Annotated in this window: 16 protein-coding genes; 7 read left to right on the top strand and 9 right to left on the bottom strand. The window is 69.2% G+C overall.

The features are described 5' to 3' along the window. Nucleotides 1–207: 207 nt before the first annotated feature. Nucleotides 208–1,098, top strand: coding sequence for an alpha/beta fold hydrolase (locus EV379_RS15595; protein WP_130506940.1), 891 nt, complete (start codon nucleotides 208–210; stop codon nucleotides 1,096–1,098). A 141-nt stretch (nucleotides 1,099–1,239) separates the two neighbouring features. Further along, complete coding sequence (lplAB, locus tag EV379_RS15590) at nucleotides 1,240–2,289, top strand: lipoate-protein ligase LplAB (protein ID WP_130506939.1); 1,050 nt, start codon at nucleotides 1,240–1,242, stop codon at nucleotides 2,287–2,289. 167 nt (nucleotides 2,290–2,456) lie between these two features. On the opposite strand, the gene EV379_RS15585 is transcribed toward lplAB, so the two are convergent. Beyond that, nucleotides 2,457–3,476 carry a zinc-dependent alcohol dehydrogenase gene (locus EV379_RS15585; RefSeq protein WP_130506938.1) on the bottom strand — a complete coding sequence of 340 codons (1,020 nt, stop codon included), beginning with the start codon at nucleotides 3,474–3,476 and terminating at the stop codon, nucleotides 2,457–2,459. Between the two features lie 141 nt (nucleotides 3,477–3,617). Between EV379_RS15585 and EV379_RS15580 the strand changes: the two genes are divergently transcribed. After that, nucleotides 3,618–4,550, top strand: a complete 933-nt coding sequence (locus EV379_RS15580) for a LacI family DNA-binding transcriptional regulator (RefSeq protein WP_207226281.1) — start codon at nucleotides 3,618–3,620, stop codon at nucleotides 4,548–4,550. A 112-nt stretch (nucleotides 4,551–4,662) separates the two neighbouring features. Here EV379_RS15580 and EV379_RS15575 read toward each other — a convergent pair whose 3' ends face one another. Next, on the bottom strand, nucleotides 4,663–4,992 hold the full coding sequence (locus EV379_RS15575) for a TFIIB-type zinc ribbon-containing protein (protein ID WP_130506937.1): 330 nt from the start codon (nucleotides 4,990–4,992) through the stop codon (nucleotides 4,663–4,665). Between the two features lie 107 nt (nucleotides 4,993–5,099). On the opposite strand from EV379_RS15575, the gene EV379_RS15570 reads away from it, so the two are divergent. Continuing rightward, the gene (locus EV379_RS15570; protein ID WP_130506936.1) at nucleotides 5,100–6,005 is read left to right on the top strand and encodes a DNA-methyltransferase; all 906 of its coding nucleotides are present in this window, start codon (nucleotides 5,100–5,102) and stop codon (nucleotides 6,003–6,005) included. A gap of 4 nt (nucleotides 6,006–6,009) precedes the next feature. Here the strand turns inward: EV379_RS15570 and EV379_RS15565 are convergent, their stop codons facing one another. The 6 genes from EV379_RS15565 to EV379_RS15540 all read right to left on the bottom strand — a co-directional run bounded on the left by EV379_RS15565 (nucleotide 6,010) and on the right by EV379_RS15540 (nucleotide 12,475). Next, nucleotides 6,010–6,501, bottom strand: coding sequence for a GNAT family N-acetyltransferase (locus EV379_RS15565; protein WP_130506935.1), 492 nt, complete (start codon nucleotides 6,499–6,501; stop codon nucleotides 6,010–6,012). Between the two features lie 13 nt (nucleotides 6,502–6,514). Next, nucleotides 6,515–7,546 carry a LacI family DNA-binding transcriptional regulator gene (locus EV379_RS15560; RefSeq protein WP_130506934.1) on the bottom strand — a complete coding sequence of 344 codons (1,032 nt, stop codon included), beginning with the start codon at nucleotides 7,544–7,546 and terminating at the stop codon, nucleotides 6,515–6,517. A 43-nt stretch (nucleotides 7,547–7,589) separates the two neighbouring features. Next, nucleotides 7,590–9,065: a GH1 family beta-glucosidase gene (locus EV379_RS15555; protein WP_130506933.1), complete on the bottom strand. Its 1,476-nt coding sequence runs from the start codon at nucleotides 9,063–9,065 to the stop codon at nucleotides 7,590–7,592. Further along, nucleotides 9,065–9,967, bottom strand: a complete 903-nt coding sequence (locus tag EV379_RS15550) for a carbohydrate ABC transporter permease (protein WP_130506932.1) — start codon at nucleotides 9,965–9,967, stop codon at nucleotides 9,065–9,067. The genes EV379_RS15555 and EV379_RS15550 overlap by 1 nt, the downstream gene beginning before the upstream one ends. Beyond that, the gene (locus tag EV379_RS15545) at nucleotides 9,964–11,061 is read right to left on the bottom strand and encodes a carbohydrate ABC transporter permease (protein ID WP_130506931.1); all 1,098 of its coding nucleotides are present in this window, start codon (nucleotides 11,059–11,061) and stop codon (nucleotides 9,964–9,966) included. The genes EV379_RS15550 and EV379_RS15545 overlap by 4 nt, the downstream gene beginning before the upstream one ends. Before the next feature lie 97 nt (nucleotides 11,062–11,158). Continuing rightward, on the bottom strand, nucleotides 11,159–12,475 hold the full coding sequence (locus EV379_RS15540; RefSeq protein WP_130506930.1) for an ABC transporter substrate-binding protein: 1,317 nt from the start codon (nucleotides 12,473–12,475) through the stop codon (nucleotides 11,159–11,161). 287 nt (nucleotides 12,476–12,762) lie between these two features. Here EV379_RS15540 and EV379_RS15535 point away from each other — a divergent pair, with 287 nt between their 5' ends. The 3 genes from EV379_RS15535 to EV379_RS15525 all read left to right on the top strand — a co-directional run bounded on the left by EV379_RS15535 (nucleotide 12,763) and on the right by EV379_RS15525 (nucleotide 16,396). Beyond that, nucleotides 12,763–13,587, top strand: a complete 825-nt coding sequence (locus EV379_RS15535) for a M15 family metallopeptidase (protein ID WP_242616410.1) — start codon at nucleotides 12,763–12,765, stop codon at nucleotides 13,585–13,587. Between the two features lie 104 nt (nucleotides 13,588–13,691). Next, nucleotides 13,692–14,987 (top strand): MFS transporter, encoded by a 1,296-nt coding sequence (locus tag EV379_RS15530; RefSeq protein ID WP_242616409.1) that lies wholly within the window; start codon nucleotides 13,692–13,694, stop codon nucleotides 14,985–14,987. 140 nt (nucleotides 14,988–15,127) lie between these two features. After that, entirely contained in the window at nucleotides 15,128–16,396 is a 1,269-nt protein-coding gene (locus tag EV379_RS15525) for an amidase domain-containing protein (protein ID WP_130506929.1), read from the top strand. Between the two features lie 98 nt (nucleotides 16,397–16,494). On the opposite strand, the gene EV379_RS15520 is transcribed toward EV379_RS15525, so the two are convergent. Then, the gene (locus EV379_RS15520; protein WP_130506928.1) at nucleotides 16,495–18,900 is read right to left on the bottom strand and encodes a cadherin-like beta sandwich domain-containing protein; all 2,406 of its coding nucleotides are present in this window, start codon (nucleotides 18,898–18,900) and stop codon (nucleotides 16,495–16,497) included. Between the last annotated feature and the right edge of the window lie 122 nt (nucleotides 18,901–19,022).

The raw sequence follows: 19,022 nt of genomic DNA, 5'->3' as shown, positions 1-19,022 counted from the left end.
TAGCTCATTAGCCTTGCTAAGTAAATTCAAGCTGCCGCGGACCCCGGTCAGGCCTGCCCGGGAGGGGGCCTCGGGTGGTTGAGCTTGGCCTGACCTGAGCTTGTCGAAGGGTCGAAACCCGGCAGGAACCGAGAACTGTCCAAAGATTTCCTTGGATCTGGCTGCCGCCTCTCTCGACGCTGCGCGTCGAGCTGCCAGAATGGCCGCATGGGCCAGCCGAGCAGCGACATCGAGATTCCGAGCCGCACCTACACCGATGCGCACGGCGTGCACATCCACTACTACTCCTGGCCGGTGCCGAATCCGCGCGCCGTGGTCCAGCTCGCGCACGGCGTCGGCGAGCACGCGCTGCGCTACCTCGAGCTGGTCGGCGCGCTGAACACGGCCGGCTACTCGGTGTACGCCGATGACCACCGCGGCCACGGCCGCACCGGGTTCGAGCAGCACGGCGGTGACCTCGACCGCATGGGCAAGCTCGGCCCAGGCGGGCTGCGCGCCACGCTCGACGCGCTGCATCAGTTCACCGGCATCATCACGGCCGAGGCGCGGGCGGAGCACCCCGGCCTGCCGCTCGTCCTGCTCGGGCACTCCTGGGGCTCGCTGATGTCGCAGATCCTCGTGAATAAGCACCCCAACGACTTCGACGCCGTCATCCTCACCGGCACCGCGTACCGGATGTTCGGCTCCATGGAGAGCGGCGACCTCAACCGCAGGCACACCCATCTCGGCACGACCGGGGTCGAGTGGCTGAGCCGCGACCCCGCCGTGCACAGTGCCTTCCTCGCCGACCCGCTCACCACGACCACACCGCTGATGAAGCTGTTCGGGCCGATCGACGCGCTGCGCCTGCTCGGCCGCCCCGCCCGCCACCTGCCGGATCTGCCGCTGCTGGTGCAGGTCGGCGACGACGATTCCCTCGGAGCGGAGAAGAGCGCACTCAAGCTCGTCGAGTCCTACCGCACGCGCTCCGGGCTCACCGACGTGACGCTGATCGTCTACCCGGGCGCACGGCACGAGGTCTTCAACGAGATCAACCGCGCCGAGGTGATGGCCGACACGATCGGGTGGCTGGACGAGCGGATGCCGGCGCGCGACTGACGTACGCACACCCGCACCGGCACCCGCACCCGCACCGGTTGCGGTTCCTGAGATTTCCTTGGCTGGGGCTGCCGCCTTGCTTGCCGCTGTCGCGGCAAGCCTTTCGCGACGCATCGCGTCGCGCAGTCGTAGGCTGAACGCGTGCATGGTGAATACAAGGTTCCTGGCGGCAAGCTTGTCGTCGTCGACTTCGAGGTCGTCGAGGGTGCGATCAGGGGATTCCGGCTCGCCGGCGACTTCTTCCTCGAGCCCGACGAGGCGCTCGACGCGGTCAATGCCGGTATCGAGGGCATGTCGGCCAACGCCGATGCGGCCAGCTACGCCGCCGCGGTGAAGCAGGCGCTGCCCGCGGATGCCGTGCTGCTCGGCTTCTCGGCGGAGGGGGTGGCCGTCGCCATTCGCCGCGCCCTGTCCGCCGCGACCAGCTGGAGCGACTACGACTGGCAGATCGTGCACAGCAAGGCGGTCTCGCCTGCGATGCACCTGGCGCTGGACGAGGTGCTCGCCACCGAGGTCGGCGACGGCGTGCGCGGCCCGCTGCTGCGCATCTGGGAGTGGGACGAGTCGGCCGTCGTCATCGGCAGCTTCCAGTCGCTGAAGAACGAGGTCGACCCGGAGGGCGCGGCAGCGCACGGCTACGACGTTGTCCGCCGCATCTCCGGCGGCGGGGCCATGATGATGGAGAAGGGCGCCATCATCACCTACTCGCTCTACGTGCCGGCATCCCTCGTCGGCGGCATGAGCTTCGCCGACTCCTACGCCTTCCTCGACGCGTGGGTGCTGCAGGCGCTGCAGTCGCTCGGCATCGAGGCGAGCTACCAACCGCTCAACGACATCACCAGCCCGAAGGGCAAGATCGGCGGCGCCGCGCAGAAGCGCCTCGGCAACGGCGGCGTGCTCCACCACGTGACGATGAGCTACGACATGGACGGCGACGTGATGACGCAGGTGCTGCGCATCGGCCGCGAGAAGCTCAGCGACAAGGGCATCGCGAGCGCCGCCAAGCGCGTCGACCCGCTGCGCAGCCAGACCGGGCTCGCCCGCGAGGAGATCATCGAGCGCATGAAGGAGACCTTCGCCGGGCTCTATGGCGCGACCCCCGGCGAGCTGACGGATGCCGAGTACGCGGCAGCGGAGGAGCTCGTCGAGACCAAGTTCGGCACGGAGGCCTGGCTCAACCGCGTTCCCTGACGGATGCCGCGGCGGGCCACGCGCCTGCGCCCGCGTTGCGCCCGCGTCGGCACCGCGCGACACGCTTCGCGGCGCCGGACCACACGCCCAGTGCGCCAGTTACCGCGCTACGCCGTAGAAACTACTGGCGCAAAACGCGGTAACTGGCGCGCAACTCGACGAGGCGATCAGTCGAACGTGACCATCACCTTGTCGGCCGCGCCGGGCGTCGCCGCCAGCTCGAGCGCCTCCAGCGTCTGCTCCGCCGGGAAGCGGTCGCTGATGATCAGCTGGTACTTCCGCCAGTTGGCGATGATGTCGTCGGTCACCTCGAAGATCTCGCTCGGGTATCCCATCGACATGATGATGGAGATCTCGCTCGTGAGCAGCGCGCCGAAGTCGACCTCGACCGGCTTCTTGTGCACGGCCGGGATGACGAGGCGCGCGCCCTGCTTGACGATCCCGAACACGGTCGTCGGCACCGCGGCGACTCCGGCCGCGTCGATGTAGACGTCGGTGGCCGGGCGGGGTCCGCGCTGACCGACCGCGGCGGGCGCCTCGCCGTGCAGCTCGATCAGGCGGGAGGCGACATCCTCGTCGAGCGAGTTGATCACGGCATCCGCGCCGACCTCGAGCGCCTTGGCCAGGCGCCCGGGCAGCACATCGATCACGACGACGTGCTCGACGCCCTTGGCCTTGAGGCTGAGCAGTACACCGAGCCCGATGGGGCCTGCGCCGAACACGACGGCGCGCTCGCCGACGGTCGCGCCCGAGCGGTTCACGGCGTGCCGCGCGACGGCCATCGGCTCGTTGAGGGCCGCGACCTCGAAGGGGATCTCCTTCGGGATGACGCGGAAGTGCACGCCGGCGACGGCGTCGAGCAGAACGATGTGTGAGGAGAACGCGCCCTGGGCTCCGCCGGAGCCAATGATGCCGTCGGAGGCCGCCATCGGGTTGATCACGACGTGGTCGCCGACCTCGACGCCCCGCACCTCGGCACCGACGGCCTCAACCTCACCGGCCGGCTCGTGGCCGAGCGGGGTCGCGCCCTGGCGCGGCGGGATCCCGCCGTACAGCGTGTACATGTGGTCGGAGCCACAGATGCCGCAGGCGCGGATGCGGACCAGCACGTCCGTCGGGCCCGCGACGGGCCGATCGATCTCGACGACATCCGTCGTTCCGGGGCCGGTGACCATGACAGCTCTCATCGAACCGTGTCCTTTCTCGTGCCAGCGGATGCCGCGGCGACCGCTGCGCTGCTAAATCGAATTAGTCCAGTCTAGTGTTGAGGGAAAGGCGGCGGGCATGACGCTCGGTCGCCTCACAGGATTGCGAGAGGAGGTCGGCGGGTGGCAGCTGCGCGCGCAACGATGAAAGACGTCGCCAGGGCGAGCGGGGTCTCGCCGGCCACGGTGAGTTTCGTGTTGAACGACACACCGGACCAGACGATCGCGCCGGCGACCCGCGAGCGCGTTCGCCGCGCGGCCGCCGAGCTCGGCTACCTGCCGCACGGTGTCGCCAGGGCACTGCGCGAGGGCAGCTCCCGCATCGTCGTGCTGAAGGCCGCGCGCCTGCCGCACGGCGGCACGAGCCTCGCCGGCTTCATCGATGGCCTCGACGAGGAGCTCGAGCGCCTCGGCTTCACCCTGCTCGTGCGCTACGGAGAGCGGCCTGGCGACAGCGAGCAACTTGCCACGGCGATCGCCCCGCGGGCGGTGCTCGATCTCGACAGCTACTACTTCGGCGCCGCCGCCGAGGGCGCGGACGGCGGCTGGGTGAATGGGCTCGCCGCCCACACGGCCGTGCAGATCGGCTACCTGATCGAGCGGGGCCACGAGCGGATCGGCATGGCGGTGACCGCGAACGAGCGCATCGCGCACCTGGCCGGGCTCCGGCGCGGCTACGCAGAGCGCACGGCCATGAATGCCGGCCTGCCGGCCGTGCAGAGCTTCGTGCTGCCGGGAACGGCGGAGGGCGACCGCGCGGCGCTCGCAGAGTTCACAGCGCGGAATCCCGCGATCACGGCGGTCGCAGGCACCGACGACGAGAGTGCGCTGCGCGTGCTCTCCGCCGCGCAACGTCTGGGCATCGCCGTGCCGCGCGCCCTCGCCGTGATCGGCTTCGATGATTCCGCCGCCGGCGAGCTCTTCAGCCCGGCGCTGACCACGGTGCGCATCGACACCGCGGCGTTCGGGCGCCGCGCGGCACGCACCGTGCTCGGGCTCGACCCGGGGTCGGAGCTTCCCGGCCCGGCCAGCGTCATCCGGCGCGAGTCGGCCTGACGGCTGCGGCCCGCGCGCCAGTTACCGCGCTACGCCGTAGAAACTACTGGCGCATAGCGCGGTAACTGGCGCGCAACTGCGGGCGTGAGTTTCGGGCGGAGACGCCCGCGGCTCAGTCGAAGAGCTCGCTGAGCCAGTTGTCCTTCTTGCGCTTGCGGCCGTACTGGTCGGTGCTCTGACCGCCTCCGAACAGCTCGCGCGGGTTGAAGCCCTGCTGTGGCTGGTGCTGGTATCCGGGCTGCTGCTGGTAGCCGTGCTGAACGGGCTGCGCCGGCGCCTGGGCCGGAGCCTGCTGGGCCGGTGCCGCGCCGAAGGAGCGCTCGATGATCTTGTCGAGCTCGCCACGGTCGAGCCACACGCCACGGCACTGCGGGCAGTAGTCGATCTCGATGCCGGAGCGCTCACTCATCACGAGCTGGGCGTTGTCGATGGGACAGTTCACGGGGGACTCCTCAAATGGGGGTTCGACGCAGGACTGCGGCGCCGTCAGAGTAGCAAGGAGCCGGCCGAGAAAACTGAGTGCGGCATGAGGGTGCCTAGACTGGGCGGATGCCCGAATCTGCCGCTCCCGACCCCGAGGTCACGGAGCCGAGCGCGCCGCCGAGCGGCCGGGTGATCCACGCAGACAACCTCGCGGTGCTCTCCGAGTTCGCGGATGAGTCGTTCACGCTGATCTACCTGGACCCGCCGTTCAACACGGGGCGCTCGCAGAGCAGGGCGACCAGCACGAGCGTGCGCAGCAAACCGGATGCCGACGGCGCCCACGCCGCCGGTGCCGTGAGCGGATTCAAGGGGCAGTTCTACGAGCGCATCCGCGGCGATCTCATGCGCTACGACGACCGCTTCGAGGACTACTGGCAGTTCCTGGAACCGCGGCTGCTCGAGGCCTGGCGCCTGCTCGCGGATGACGGCACGCTCTACCTGCACCTGGACTACCGTGAGGCGCACTACGCGAAGGTGCTGCTCGACGCCCTGTTCGGCCGGGAGTGCTTCCTCAACGAGATCATCTGGGCCTACGACTACGGCGCCAAGTCGAAGAGCCGCTGGCCGACCAAGCACGACACGATCCTCGTCTACGTGAAGAACCCGGCTGCCTACTACTTCGACTCGGCCACGGTCGATCGGGAGCCGTACATGGCGCCCGGCCTGGTCACCCCGGAAAAGGCCGAGCGGGGCAAGCTGCCCACCGACGTCTGGTGGCACACGATCGTCTCACCGACCGGCAAGGAGAAGACCGGCTACCCGACACAGAAGCCGGCCGGCATCCTGCGGCGCATCATCCAGGCCTCGTCGCGCGAGGGCGACACCGTGCTGGACTTCTTCGCCGGCAGCGGGACCACCGGAGCCGTCGCGGCCGAGCTCGGCCGCAACTTCGTGCTGATCGATCAGAATCAGGCCGCGATCGACACGATGCGGGGCCGCTTCGCCGCCCTGGAGACCGTCACCTTCGAGTAGCCGGCTACTCCGCCGCCTCCAGCACGACGTAACGGACGCCGTCGTGCTCGAAGCTCGTCGCCTGCGTCATCCCCATCCGCAGATGCGCCGCTCGAGATGCCCGGTTGTCTTCCCGGATGAACGTGCTGACCGCCGCGTGATCCATGTGCTCGCGCTCTGCCGCGAACAGCCCGCTCGCCAGGCCCCGCCCGCGGTAGTCCTCCGCCACACAGATCGGGCCATGGAGGTAGGCGCCCGGATTCGTGCCTGAGCGGAGCATGGTCTGGATGATCGGGATGTGGGCCTGTGCCTCGCGCGGGGTGAACGCGACGTAGCCGGCGATGCGGTCATCGTCCCGCGCGACGATGACCCACCCACTCGCGATCGCGTCGGCGAACCACTCGGCCGAGAAGCGTGCGGAGAGCGTACCGCCCGACTCCTCCTGGTTCGCCTCCTGCACCTCCAGGATGCCGGCGATGTCCTCTGGCGTCGCGGGGCCGATGACGGGGGAGTTCACGGGCGGATGCCGGCTAGGCGGAGGCGCGGCGCACGAGCGTCGTCTGCAGCACCGAGTGCGGCTCGTACGGCTTGCCCTCGATCACCTGCACGAGCAGCGCCGCCATGGCCGCGCCCATCTCGACCGACGGCTGGTGCACCGTCGTGAGCTGCGGGGTCGCCGTCTCGGCGAAGTAGTTGTCGTCGAAGCCGACGACGGCCACGTCATCCGGAACGCGTCGACCGGCCTCGGCGATGGCCTGGTAAGCACCGGCCGCCATCTGGTCGTTCGCCGCGAAGACGGCGTCGATTCGCGGATCGCGCTCCAGCAGCCTGCGCATGGCCTCGGCCCCGGATGCCAGCGTGAAGTCGCCCTGCTCGACGAGCGAGTCGTCGAGCCCGCGCTCCTCCATCGCCCGCCGCCAGCCGAGCAGGCGGTCGACGCCCGGCGGCATGTCGACGGGGCCGGCGATGGTGGCGATCCGGGTGCGACCGAGCCCGATCAGGTGCTCCGTCGCCGCCATGGCGCCGCCGGAGTTGTCGACGTCGATGTAGAGCGTCTCGCCGTCGTCCGGCAGCAGTGGCCGCCCACCGTAGACGATCGGCAGGCTGCCGCTCAGCCGCGCGTAGGAGTGGTCGCCGGTGTGGTGCGAGACGACGAGGGCACCGTCCACGTTGCCGCCGAGCAGGTAGCGCCTGGTCTTCTCCGAGTTCGTCTCCGACTCGATCAGCATCGTGAGCGTGTACTCGGTGTCGGCCAGGTGCAGCGCGACCCCCTGCACCAGCTGGGCGAAGAAGGGGTCGGCGAAGACCTTCGCAGAGGACTCAGGCACGATCAGCGCGATCGCCTGCGTGCGCCGGCTCGCCAGCATGCGGGCTGCGCGGTTCGGCACGTAGTTGAGCTCGGCGATCGCCCGGTTCACGGCCTCGACGATGTCGGGCGTGACCGTGAGCGAGCCGTTGACGACGCGGGAGACGGTCGCGCGCGACACGCCGGAGAGCGCCGCCACCATCTCCAGCGTCGGCGTGGGTGTCTGAGCCGGCTTGTCACCGAGCTGTGCGCCCATCACTGCCTCCCGCGGTGGTCTGTGGAATCCACCCTAGTGCGCCTCAGCCGACGCGTTCGGTAGGAGCAGAAGCGGATCCGGCGAGCGATCCGGCAACGCGATCGGCGGCATCCGCCTTCGCCCTCCTGATGATCTCGCTGTAGGCGAGTCCGCTGTCCTTGATCGTGCGCTCCTGGCTGTCGTAGTCCACCCGCACGATGCCGAAACGCTTGTCGTAGCCCCACGACCACTCGAAGTTGTCGAGCAGCGACCAGACGAAGTAGCCGCGCACATCGGCACCGCCGGCGATCGCGTCGGCGATGGCGTCGACGTGGGCCTGCACGAAGGCGGTGCGCTCCCGATCGTGCACGGCACCGTCATCCGCAACGACGTCGTCGTATGCCGCACCGTTCTCGGTGACGTAGAGCGGCGGGATGCCGGGGTACTCGCGGCCGAGCCGGAGCAGCAGCGTGGTGAGCCCGGCGGGGTTCACCTCCCAGTCCATCGCCGTGCGCGGCAGGCCGCGGCTCGGGAAGGTGATGTGCTCGGAGCCGATCCACGGCGAGCTGATGGCGCGGTCGGTCGCGCCGGAGTGGCCGTCGCTGCCCGTGGAGTCCGGGTGCCCGCTGACCTGGTCGTCGTGGTAGTGGTTCACGCCGAGGAAGTCGATCGGAGTGGCGATCACCTCGAGGTCACCCTGCTTGACGACGTCGCGGATGCCGAACTGCTCCAGATCGCTGAAGGCATCGTCCGGGTAGCTGCCCGTGACGATCGGTTCGAGGAAGATGCGGTTCTGCAGCAGGTCGAAGCGGCGGGCCGCGTCGAGATCGACGGGGTCGGTTGGATCGAGCGGAATCGCGTTGCTGAGGTTCAGCGTGATGCCGATCTGCAGCGGCTCTGCACGTGTCGCCGAGAGCTCGCGCAGGCGGTTCACGGCGAGACCGTGGGCGAGGTGCTGGTGGTGGATGGCCGCGACCGTTGCCGCCGGGTCCTGCCGCCCCGGCGCGTGCACGCCCGCACCGTAGCCGAGGATCGACGAGCAGAACGGCTCGTTGAAGGTCGTCCAGTGCATGACCCGGTCGCCGAGCGCGCCGTAGACGGCCTCGGCGTAGTCGGCGAAGCGGGAGGCCGTGTCGCGCGCGGCCCAGCCGCCCTGTTCCTCGATGGCCTGCGGCAGATCCCAGTGGTAGAGGGTGAGCCACGGCAGGATGCCGGCATCCTGCAGCTCGTCGACGAGCCGCGAGTAGAAGTCGAGCCCCTGCTGGTTCACGGCCCGCCCGCCAGGCACGACGCGCGCCCAGCTCGTGGAGAAACGATAGGAGTCGAGGCCGAGGCGCTGCATGATCGCAACGTCTTCCGGCACGCGGTGGTAGTGGTCAACTGCGAGCTCCGGCGTCTCGCCGTTGGCGACGGCACCGGGAATGCGCGAGAAGGCATCCCAGATGGAGTCCTCCTTGCCGCCCAGGTGCGCCGCACCCTCGATTTGGGCAGCGGCGGTCGCCGAGCCCCAGATGAATGTCGGGGGAAAGTGATTCGTCATCAGCCCTTCACCGCTCCTTGCATGATTCCTGAGATGAGTTGTTTGCCGGCCACCACGAAGAGGATGAGCAGCGGGATGGTCGCCATGACCGCGCCGGTCAGCACGATCGAGTAGTCGATGTAGTAGCCGGACTGCAGCTGGCCGAGCGCCGTCTGCAGCGTCGGGTTGCCCGGGTTCAGCACGATCAGCGGCCACAGGTAGTCGGTCCAGGCCATCATGAAGGTGAACAGGCCGAGGATCGCCATGGCCGGTCTGGCCGCGGGAACGGCGACGGTGAGGAAGGTGCGGAACTGGCCGGCGCCGTCGACCCTGGCGGCCTCGATCAGCTCGTCCGGGATGACGTCGACGAGGTACTGCCGCATGAAGAAGACACCGAAGGCCGTGACAAGCATCGGCACGATCACGGCGCCGAGCTCGCCCGTCCAGCCGAGCTGGCGCATCACCATGAACAACGGGATGATGCCGAGCTGGGTGGGGATCGCCATGGTGGCGATGACGAACACCATGAGGCCGTCGCGGCCGCGGAAGCGGAGCTTGGCGAAGGCGTAGCCGGCGAGCGTCGAGAAGGTCACGACCGAGAGGGTGATGACGCACGAGACGATCAGGCTGTTGCCGAGTGCCTTCCAGAAGGGGATCGCGTCCAGCACGATCGCCGCGTTGCTGAGGAAGTTGCCGCCAGGCAGCATCGGCAGCGTCTCGCCGCGGGTCGCGTTGGTTCCGCTGCCGACGACGAACGACCACCAGAGCGGGTAGGCGGTGGCGAGCACGAATGCGCCGAGCAGGCCGTAGAGGAGGAAGCCGGGGCGGTTGCCCGCGCCGGCGCCGAAGCGCAGCTTGCGGCGGCGGGGCTGGTACGGGCGGGGGCTCGCCTCGGGCGTTGCCCGCTGCAGGGTGGCGCTCATGCGCGGTCTCCTTGGTGGTCGTCGCCGTGCGTTGCAGTGCCGGTGGCGCGGGCGGATGCGGCATCCGCCGTCTGTCGTTGCAGCGCCTTGCGGGTGCGCCGGTCGGCGACCTTCTGCTCGCCGCTGGCGATGCGCCGCGAGAGCAGGAAGTTGAGCAGGCCGATGATCACGATGAGCAGGAACAGCAGCCAGGCGATGGCCGATGCCTCGCCGAGGTTCTGGCGGAAGAAGGCCATCTCCCAGAGGTAGAGCACGGTGGTCTGGAACTGGCGGTCGGCGCCGCCGATGCCGCCGGCGGATGACGCGTCGAAGAGCTTCGGCTCCGTGAAGATCTGCAGGCCACCGATCGTCGCGGTGATCACGACGAAGACGAGGGTGGGGCGGATGCTGGGGATCGTCAGTGAGAAGAAGCGGCGCACGGCGCCGGCACCGTCGATCGCGGCCGACTCGTAGATGTCGCGCGGCACGGCCTGCATGGCCGCGAGCAGGATGAGGGCGTTGTAGCCGGTCCAGCGCCAGTTGACCATCGTGGCGATGGCGAAGTGGCTGGCGAAGACGTCATGCTTCCACGCGATCGGGTCGATGCCGACGAGGCCAAGCAGGTTGTTCGCGAGGCCGGACTGTTCGTTGAAGATGCTCGAAAAGATGAGGGCGACAGCGACGGGGGTGACGACGTAGGGCAGCAGCACGCTCATGCGCCAGAACGTCTTGGCGCGGAGGTTCTGGTCGAGGATGGCTGCCAGGACGAGGGCGATAAAGATCTGCGGGATCGCGGAGAGCAGGAAGATGCTCACCGTGTTGAAGATCGAGTTCCAGAAGAAGCGGTCGGTGAGCACCTCGCCGAAGTTCGCGAGGCCGACGAAGTCGCCCTGGCCCTGCAGCAGGTCCCAGTCGTGCAGCGAGACGACGAGCGTGTAGAGCAGCGGGAAGAGACCGACGAGCCCGAACAGCAGGAAGAACGGCGAGATGTAGAGGTAGGGAGATGCGTGGTTGTCGAGCCGGCTGAAGCGCTGGCGCAGACTCTTCCGCGCCGGCGGTTGTTCCGCCTCGTGGCTGTCGAGATCGGCTGGTGGCCGATGGAGTGTTGAGGTCATCGTGTGTCCGATTCCGGTGCGGGAGTGCTGGTAATGGGAGGGGTCCCCGAGAAGGTGCTCATCGGGGACCCCGGTTGTGGTGCGCTGGTGTCGCCGACTACTCGACGAGCTCGTTCAGCAAGCTGATCGCCTCGTCCCAGCCGCTCTGCGCGTCGGCTTCGCCGCTGTCGAGCTTCTGCGTGACCGGGCCGAAGACGTTCTCCTGGATGACGGAGTCGTCCGGTCCCTTGAACTGGGCGACGACACCCTCAGAGCGACCGGCGAGGATGGCGCCGACCGGAGCGTCGTTGAAGAAGGCGTTCTGCTCACCGCTTGCGGCCAGTTCCTCCTGGGCCGCGACGGTGCTCGGGAACGTACCGGCTGCGGCGAACTGTCCGAGCTGCTGCTCGGCCTCGGTCAGCCAGGATGCGAGCTTGGCCGCCTCCTCCTTGTGCTCGGACGTCTCGGGGACGGCCAGGAACGCGCCGCCCCAGTTGACCGCGCCGCCGGGGAAGACGTCGGCGAAGTCCCAGCCGGTTGTGGCGTCGCCGCCTCCGGCCTCGGTGTTGCCCTGCACGACACCGAGCATCCAGCCGGGGCAGACGAAGGTGGCGAAGGTGCCGTCGGTGAACGACTTGCCGCCGTTCCAGTCCCACTGTGCCTGCGCGGCCGAGAGGCCGTCAGCTGCGGCGCCTGCAAGCTGGCCCCAGCGCTCCTGGAGCGCGGTGTTGCCCTCGACGTTCAGCTCGCCGTCGGCCGTGTAGTAGCCCTCTGGCAGCTGGTTGACCATCGAGTTCCAGACGAAGCCGGACTGGTCGTACCAGGCCTTGCCGGTCGCGGCCTTGTACTGGTTGCCGACCTCGAAGTACTTGTCCCAGGTGGCGTCGGCGCCGCCGAACAGCGTTGCAACCTCGGTGCGGTCGCTCGGCAGGCCAGCAGCCTCGAACAGCTTTCCGTTGTAGCAGAGGCCGACGGGTCCGACGTCGGTGCCGTAGCCGATCACGCGGCCGTCGGCGTCGGTGCTCTGGGCGAACTTCCAGTCCACCCAGTCGGCCTTGCGGTCGTCGACGCCGTAGTCACGCAGGTCGACGAACTGGTCGGAGACCTCCATCACGGAGCCGAGCCAGCCCTCCTCGAGGGCGACGATGTCGGAGAGGCCGGAACCGGCGGCGATCTTGGTGAAGGTGTCCGTGCGGGCGTTTCCGCCGGTGTCGATGTTCGTGGCCGTGATGGTCACGTTCGGGTTCTCGGACTCGTACTGCTTGTAGAGCTCGTCGTAGCCGAACGTTCCGAAGGTCGTGATGGTCAGTTCGACCTTCTCGTCACCGGATTCGGTGGATCCGCCGGCCCCGGCCGAGCAGCCGCTTGCGAGTAGGGCGATGGATGCCGCGCCGGCGACGGCCGCGGCGATTGTTGTGCGTCGTGAGAGTTTCACGGTCACTCCTTTGTGTGCGTGGGTGGGATTCTGCAGTGCCAGGACGCGCAGAGAGCGCTCTCTCGCGATGGCGTGAGAGCGCTCTCATGAGCGTGTACCGATGATAGGGACACGATCGGGCGGTTGTCAAGAGAGCGCTCTCACGAGTGTGTGATCGCTCGTGGATTCGACTGCGGGATCGCTCGCGGAATCGCCCGGGCTCCACGCCTCCCGCCTCGCTCCCGCCTCCCGCCCCGCCCTCCGTCGGCTCGACGCGAGCTCTCAGCACGACGCGTTACGCTGTGAACGTGTCAACTCCCCGCCGATCTGCCCGGCCGTCGCGCCGTGTGCGGCAGCGGCGAACCATCGCAGCCGCCGCGGGAATCGTGGTCGTCGTCATCGCAGCGATCGCGATCGGAGCGGCCAGCTCGGCCGGAACCGACGAGGCGAAGCCGACGGCATCCGTCACCACGAGCCCCAGCGCGACACCGACCCCGGAGGAGACTCGCCCGACGCCGGAGGTGCCGGCCGAACCGACGGTCGTGCCGAGCTTCGACAAGTCCGCACGCTCGATCGACGACCCGAACAGCATCTGGCTCGTCGTCAACAAGCTGCGCCCGCTGAATCCGGCCGACTACGCGCCGGCCGACCTCGTCGAGGTCCCCGTTGCTCACACGTGGACGCCGCTGATGCGCGCGGAGGCGTCCGACGCCGTTGTCGCACTGTTCCAGGCGGCATCCGCCGAGGCCGGTCTGTCGCTGGCCTCCAACAGTGCCTACCGCAGCTACTCCACCCAGGTCGACCTCTACGCCGGCGACGACAACCTCACCGCGCGCCCCGGCTACAGCGAGCACCAGACCGGCCTCACCATGGACATCGGTGCGGCGTCGGGCAACTGCTCGCTCCGCACCTGTTTCACCGACACCGCAGAGGGCGCCTGGCTGCGCGACAACGCCTGGCGCTTCGGCTACCTGCTGCGCTACCCGGCCGACAAGACCGCGATCACCGGCTACGACTTCGAGCCGTGGCACTTCCGCTACATCGGCGTCGATCTCGCCACCGAGATGCACAACACGGGCATCACGACGCTTGAGGAGTTCTTCGGCCTCCCGGCCGCTCCCGCCTACCCGTAGTCGTCCTCCCCGGCGACGCCAGGACCGCTTGGGTCGGCGCGCGCGATGCAGCAGACTGGATCGCGCGGGCGCACGCGGGCTCCGCGCGATCGACGAGGAACGTGATGGCTGCTGACACGGGTGCTGGGCAGGGCGGGCGCGCCGACGTCGCGCCCCTGGTGACCGCGGGCGCGAGGCGGCTCAGCCGGCACCACAGCTGGATGCCGCTCACGATCCTGATCGTGAACCAGCTGCTCGCCGGTGTCGGAGTGGCCTCCGGCATCGCGGTCGGCGGCATCCTCGCCCGCGAGCTCACCGGAACCGTCACTCTCGCCGGGCTCGCTCAGACCTCGAGCGTTCTGGGCGCGGGGCTGGTCGCCATCCCGATGGCCAGACTCGCCGTCTCGGTCGGCCGCCACTGGGCGCTGGCCAGCGGCTACGCCTTGGCCTTCCTCGGCGCGGGGCTTGTGCTGATGGCGGCGATCACCGGCGTGCTGCCGCTGTTGTTCCTCGGCCTCGGCGCCTTCGGCGCCGCCAGCGCAGCCGGGCTGCAGGCGCGCTTCGCCGCCACCGAGGTCGCGTCTCCCGGCTACGAGGCCCGGTCCATGTCGCTCGTGCTCTGGGCCACGACCCTCGGCTCCGTCGCCGGCCCGAACCTCTCCACGCTGGGTGCCGAACTGGGTTCTTCTCTGGGCTTCGAGCCCCTCGCCGGGCCATTCGTGTTCTCGGCGCTGGCCTTCGCGGCATCCGCCCTGCTGGCCGCCGCACTGCTGCGCACCCCACCGGCCGGCCGTCTCGCGGCCGATGACGCCGGTGACGCCGGGGTCGCCACGCGCGTGCGCACCGTCGAGGCGCTCCGCATCGCACTGCGCTCTCCCCGTGCGACTGTCGGCGTCGTCGCGATCATCTGCTCACATACGGTGATGGTTGGCGTGATGGTGATGACACCGGTCACCATGCACGAGCACGGCCTCTCGCTCAGCCTGCAGGCGCTCGTGATCAGCATCCACATCCTCGGCATGTACGGCGCCAGCCCGCTGATGGGGTGGCTCGCCGACCGCTGGGGCTCCGGCCGGGTGATCGCACTCGCGGTCGTGATCTTCACGGCCGCCGCCGTCATCGGCATCACGGTGCCATCCGACAACATGATCGCCGTCCCGATCGCGCTTGGCCTGCTCGGCCTCGGCTGGTCGGCAGGGATGATCGGTGGCTCAGCGCAGCTCACCGAATCCGTCGAGCCCGCGGTGCGCGTGCCGTTGCAGGGCGCGACGGATGCCGCGATGAACCTCGCGGCCGCGGCGTCGGCGGCGGTGGCCGGCGTCATCCTGGCCTGGGGCGGATTCCCGGCGCTGAATGCCCTCGCCCTGCTCGTCCTGGTGCCGCTGGTCGTGCTGGGAGTGCGGGCTCAGCGGGCGCGCTGACCCCTCAGACAGATCGATCTACTCCCCCCTTCGGGGGTCAAAACTGTGCTTTTCTCATGGTTTGCGCAGCCTTTCCCCAGTGCTCTGACATCTGGGCTTGTTCTGGTCGATAGTCCACTTTGGCTGATCAGAAACGATTTATGCGTCACCGCTTACCCTCACCCCACACCTTCTCCGGCCAGCGCTCCGCTGTCGCGGGCGGCGCGGCCGGCATTGCGATCGCCGTCTGCTCCTTCCTCGTACTGACCATCGGAGCCCAGCCGATCGGCGCCGATTCCGCGAACTCCGCGGATGCCGCCGCGCTCGACTCGGCAGCCTCGTCCAGTCGTTCCGCCGCCACCATCACGTCGGCTCCGGCGGCGGTGAAGCAGGCCGTCGCGCTCGCCGAACCCGCCGTCGCCTCCGGCCCCGTCACCGGTGGAACCGTCGTGACCCTCACCGGCGAGGAGCTCACGCAGGTGAGCGCGGTGCAGGTCGGCGGAGTGCCGGCCGCCGTCGTCGAGGCGACCCCGACCACCCTCAGTTACCAGGTGCCGGTCGCCGCCGACCTCAGCACGGGAACCGTGCCCGTCGAGCTCTTCGACGTGACCGGTGCGGCGGTCTCCGTCGCCACCGAACTGCCGGCGGCCGAGACGAGCGCGAGCGCCGCCGGCACCGCGGCCCTGCCGGCCGACGGTGGCGCTGCCGCGGCCGACAGTGCAAGCGAAGCTGCCGCTGCCGGCGCCACCGCGAACGCCGCCTCCGGCGACGCCGCCGTGCCCGGCCTGCACGGCGTGCTCGCGCCGCCGGCGCCCGAGCGCGGCAGCGAGATGCTGCGGGCCCTCGTCCTGACACCGGCTGCCGCCGCCGCCGCGGAGGCTGCCAAGGCCGCTGCTGCCGCGGATGCCGCCGCTTCGGCATCCGCCAGCCAGGCCGCCCCGGCGATGCTGAGCTTCGAGTACCTGCCTGACCCCCGCGTCACCGCTCAGACCGACTACCTGCTGCAGCACTGGGCCGACTACAACCCCGCATACATGGCGATCTACGGCAATGACTGCGCCAACTTCACCAGTCAGGGGCTCATCGCCCGCGGCTGGCAGATGGACGCGGAGTGGGGCTACAGCGAGGCCGGCGGTGGCTCGGCAGCCTGGGTCAGTTCGACGGCGTTCCGCGACTACATGGCCGCGCACCCCGAGCGCGGCGTTGCCATCGGCGACGACCAGCGGGCCTCTCTCAAGGTCGGCGACATCGCACAGTTCGACTGGGACAACTCCGGTGATCGCGACCACACGGCCACCATCACACGCATCGACAAAACCGAATCCGGCGTCAAGGTCTACGTCGCTGGGCACAGCAAGGACTCCGACTACTGGGACGTCGACGTGGCGATCGCGGGCGGCGGCTCCGTCTCCTACTGGGGCCTCAGCTAGCCCAGCGCCGCTCGCAGACGCACAGCACAGCGCACAACGCACGATGGCGCCCCACCCGGGAAGGGTGGGGCGCCATCGTCGGCGTGAGCGCGCGGCGCCTAGGCGGCCCGGCGGCGGCGCAGCCCGGCGAGCAGGAGCATCAGGGCGCCGAGGATGCCGAGGCCTGCCGCGGCCATAGCCCCGAGGCCGGCGTCGGCTCCGGTCGATGCGAGCGCCGTCGTTCCGCCTGAGGCGGTTCCGCCGTCGGTGGTCGGAGTGGGCTTCGGCTCGACGTACTCCACGGGATCCGTGGTCGAGACGGCGCCGATCGTGCCGTCCCGCAGCACGGTGAACCATGCGGTCGTGCTCAGTGCGGTGCCGTCCATGGCGGTGCCGTCGAACACGAGTCGGTGGGCGCCGCTCTCCGCGTTCGCCGGGATCCGAGCGGTCAGCGTGATCGTCCCGTCGGCCTTCACCGTTCCGGTTGCCAGCACGACGGGCGTCGAGTGCATCGTGATCGTGGCGGTGCTCCCCGGACGCAGGTTCGTGCCGCCCACGCTGAGCGGCGCGTCTGCCGCCGAGTCACCCGCGACGAACCCGAGGGCGAAGGTGACGCTGGGGGACGGTGCCGCTTCACGGGTGACGACGACCGTCGTGGTTTTCACGGTCACGCCGTCCTGCGCCGTCGCCACGATCGTGATCGTGTTCTCGCCGACCGCGAGCGGCACCGACGGCGGCACGATGGCGGATGCCACCGGCGTGCCGTTGACCGTCAGACTCGTTGTCGCCTCCGCCGCCGCGGCGTTAACCGTGATCTGCTCGGTGAGGTAACCGACGGTCGCGGTGTACTCGGTCGTTCCCGCGGCGAATGCGGGGCTGAGGGTGCCGTCCGAGAGCGTGATGCCTGCCAGATCGGCGTTCGCGGAGGGAGCCTGCCGTGTGACGGCGATGGTGTACTCGCGGGTCTCGCCGTACAGGGCCGTCACCGTGACCGAGATCGTGCTGGCCCCAACGGGGACGGCGAGCGATGCGCCTGCAGTCTCGGTGCCCTGGATCGCGAGCGTCCAGTCCGGGTTCGCGGCCGAGGCGGCGACGTCGACGGATGCGACGTCGAATGGCAGCGCGAGGGTGTACGCGGTCGTGGCGGCGTCGAACGCCGGCGACAGGTCACCACCGGTCACCGTGAGAGCGCTCAGATCCAGGTCTGGTGCAGCACGGGTCACGTTCACGGTGCGCGTCGTTTCCGTCACGCCGTCTTCGGCGGTTGCCGACACGGTGATGGTGTTTGCGCCAACGGCCAGGGCGATCGGGGCGGAGGCGGTGCCGGATGCCGTGTCGTGGCCGTTGATGCGGAGGATGGCCGTGGCATCCGCCACAACGCCGGTGACCGTGGTCGAGGTCGTCAGGTACGGAACCGTCGCCGTGTAGGTGACCTCGCCGTTGGAGAACGCGGGGGAGATGGTGGCGTTCGAGAGCGAGAGCCCCGTCAGGTCGGCGTTGCTCGATGGCTGGGCGCGGGTGATCACGACGACGTAGTTCTTGCTCGCGCCGTTCGCGGCGGTGATGGAGATGCCAAAGCTATTGCCAGACGGGCCGAAGCCCAGTGAAACCGTCGCGGGTGCGCCGTCGGTGATGACCGCGTTGTTGATGGTGATGGTGTGGCCGGGGGTCGACGCGGTGAGTGTGATCTGCATCGACCGGGTGGCGTACGGCACGGTCGCCGAGTACTGCAGCGTCGCCGGGTCGAAGGCTGGGCTCAGGGTGCCGATGGACAGCTCGATGTCGGCCAGGTCGACATCGGCGGTGGGGGCCGGGCCGCGCGTGATGTGCACGGTGTACTGGCGTGAGGTGCTGTCCGGCGCGGTGACGGTCACCAACGCCAGGTTGGTCCCGACGCCGAGGCGAATCGTCTCGCCGACCTCGTTGCCGCTGTTCGTGACGACGACTGTGTTGCCTGCGCTCGCGCCTGGCGTCACGGTGATGCTCGTGGTCGTGTACGGCACGTCGACGGTGTAGCCCGTCGTCGCGCTGGAGAACGCGGGGGAGAGGGTGCCCTCCGAGACGGTCAGGCCGTCGAGGTCGAGGTTGTAGACGGGCGCGGGGGTGGCCTCCCGGGTCACAAGCAGTCTGTACTGCGCCGTCGTGACGCCGTCGGCGGCCGTGACCTCCGCCGTCATGGTGACGGTCGCTCCCGCAGCAACGAAGCCTGGCTTGCTCTGTATCCCACTGGCGAGTACGTACTTGGCGTCCCACGCGTTGAAGGCAAGGATCGTTGCCCCCGGGTCGCTCGCCGTCGGCGTGAACGCCAGATGCGACACCGCGTTAGGGAGCGTGATGGCCATTGGAATGTTGGGGTCGGAGCTGAACGGTGTCGTGATGGTTCCAGTCGACACCGTGATGCTGCTGAGCGTCGCATCGTTCGATGGCGCGGCCAGCGCCGCCGGGGCGGCCACGAGCGCGAGGCCGGCGGCAAGCGTGAGAGAGAGCGTCAGCGCTAGGGCGCGACGAAGTCGGGTTAGGGTCATGGCGCTGAGCCTACTGAGAATCGCCCTTATCGCTCGCGCCCCTTTTCGGGTGCCATCAGGGAATTGTTCGGAAATTGGCCGCCCGGTGACTAAAATTTGTGGACACTGTACATCATTTTGGG

Origin of the sequence: Microterricola gilva, from assembly GCF_004217495.1 — a bacterium.
GTDB classification, from domain to species: domain Bacteria; phylum Actinomycetota; class Actinomycetes; order Actinomycetales; family Microbacteriaceae; genus Microterricola; species Microterricola gilva.
This window is presented reverse-complemented; position numbering and strand designations above follow the sequence as displayed.